General features: G+C 43.8%; 2 protein-coding genes and 1 pseudogene. 1 reads left to right on the top strand and 2 read right to left on the bottom strand.

Translation table 11 applies throughout. The features are described 5' to 3' along the window. Positions 1-986 (bottom strand): malic enzyme-like NAD(P)-binding protein (locus A3738_RS12715; protein ID WP_068763619.1); only part of this gene is annotated, 986 nt, incomplete at its 3' end. Positions 987-1,135: 149 nt separating this feature from the next. Beyond that, positions 1,136-1,348 carry a 50S ribosomal protein L31 gene (gene rpmE, locus A3738_RS12710; RefSeq protein ID WP_068475347.1) on the bottom strand — a complete coding sequence of 71 codons (213 nt, stop codon included), beginning with the start codon at positions 1,346-1,348 and terminating at the stop codon, positions 1,136-1,138. Between the two features lie 259 nt (positions 1,349-1,607). On the opposite strand from rpmE, the pseudogene A3738_RS12705 reads away from it, so the two are divergent. Next, positions 1,608-2,021 (top strand): annotated as a pseudogene (locus A3738_RS12705) (hypothetical protein); the annotation flags it as partial.

The following is a 2,021-nucleotide window of genomic DNA, read 5'->3' as shown; positions in this document are numbered from 1 at the left end:
GCTCCACGGAAGATGAATGGGAAACCAAGAACATTGTTCACCTGGTTCGGGTAATCAGAACGACCAGTCGCCATGATTAGATCATCACGTGCAGCAAGCGCTGTTTCAGGCTGGATCTCTGGATCAGGGTTTGAACATGCAAAGATAACTGGGTTTGGAGCCATGCGATTCAAATCTTCAACAGAAAGAAGGTCTGGACCAGAAAGACCAACGAACACGTCAGCACCATCACAAGCATCTGAAAGCGTACGCTTGTCAGTATCGTTTGCGAACATCGCTTTGTATTGGTTCAAATCATCACGACCAGTGTGAATCACACCTTTACGGTCAAGCATGAAGATGTTCTCTTGCTTCATACCACAAGAAATCAAAATTTTCATACATGCGATTGCTGCAGCGCCCGCACCTAGACATACAACTTTAGCATCTTCAATGTTCTTACCTTGAAGCTCAAGTGCGTTGATCATACCTGCAGCGGTTACGATTGCAGTACCGTGCTGATCATCGTGGAAAATTGGAATTTCGCACTGCTCTTGAAGGATACGCTCAATTTCAAAACACTCTGGTGCTTTGATATCTTCCAGGTTGATGCCACCAAAAGTGTTTGCGATACGTTTTGTTGTATCAATAAACGCTTGAGGGCTTTCTGAATCTACTTCGATATCAAATACATCAATACCTGCGAAGCGCTTAAACAATACACCTTTACCTTCCATTACAGGCTTAGAAGCCAATGGACCAAGGTTACCTAAACCAAGAATCGCAGAACCGTCAGAAATAACAGCAACAAGGTTACCCTTTGCTGTGTACTTGTATGCGTTTTCTGGATTTTCAGCAATAGCACGTACCGGCTCAGCAACACCTGGGCTGTATGCTAAAGAAAGGTCACGTGAAGTTAGTGTTGGTTTAGTGATTTCAACACTGATCTTACCTGCACGTGGTTGCGCGTGATAATCGAGTGCTGCTTGTTTTAAATCGTCTGCCATTACAGTGTACCGTTTTAAAAATTTGGGCAATGCCCTTTTTATGTTTCTCTCAAAAGCGAAACGCTTATGAGCTTACTCACACTCAGCAATTTGCTGACATAAGTGCAAAAAAAGAGCGCATGGCGCTCTTTTTAAATTCTTGTATCGGATTAGCTCGCAATACGACTGCCGAAACGCTTCTTGAACTTGTCGATACGACCACCTGTATCCATCACTTTCTGCTTACCAGTGTAGAATGGGTGACACGCTGAACACACGTCCAAAAGAATGTCTTTAGCTAGCGTAGAACGCGTTTTGATAACGTTACCACAGCTACATTTTGCTTCGATTTCCTCGTAACGAGGATGGATATCTTTTTTCATCTTAACTACCTATTTCATTGTTTGCCGCCACCCATCGTCATTCACTCTAGCGTTGGGCACCGCAAGGAAGGCATCGAGCCATTTACACCAAGAAAGGGCGCAAGGGCCGAAATTGGGGCGAGAATATTACCAAAACAATTGCGGAGTGCAAGCGTGAATTGATTATATTTTGACTAATGCAAATACAAACATGCTCATCCTTCAACTTTCAAAACAATATTACATGACCCAGAAAGTGACTCGAAGTAAACTAAAAAGCATGAGCGCTATTTCATCCCCCCTTCGTTTTGCATCTATTGCACTTCCTGTTCCCTTGCACAAAGAGTTCGACTACTGCATACCCATCACGATGCAAAACAGATCATTGCAACCTGGAATGCGCGTTGCTGTGCCATTTGGCAATCGAGTCATTTGTGGAATTATTACAGATATCAAATCGGAAACACTGCTAGAGCCCAGCAAACTGAAAGACATCGAGCGATGTATTGATTCAGCCCCAATACTCAAGGCGCAATCACTAGAACTTCTTAAATGGGCCTCTACCTATTACAGCCATCCGATCGGCGAAGTGATATATAGCGCACTGCCCACCGCACTGCGCAACACAAAACCACAGGCGATATATCAAAACACGCTTTGGATTCGAACAAACAAGCCTTTTTCTGGCAAAAGA

Source organism: Oleiphilus sp. HI0066, assembly GCF_001635725.1.
Note: the sequence above shows the minus strand (reverse complement) of the source record. Positions and strands in the feature narration are given on the sequence as shown.

Excerpts from the sequence above, each read along its gene's own strand:
- rpmE (WP_068475347.1), bottom strand. The coding sequence starts at position 1,348 with ATGAAAAAAGATATCCATCCTCGTTACGAGGAAATCGAAGCAAAATGT.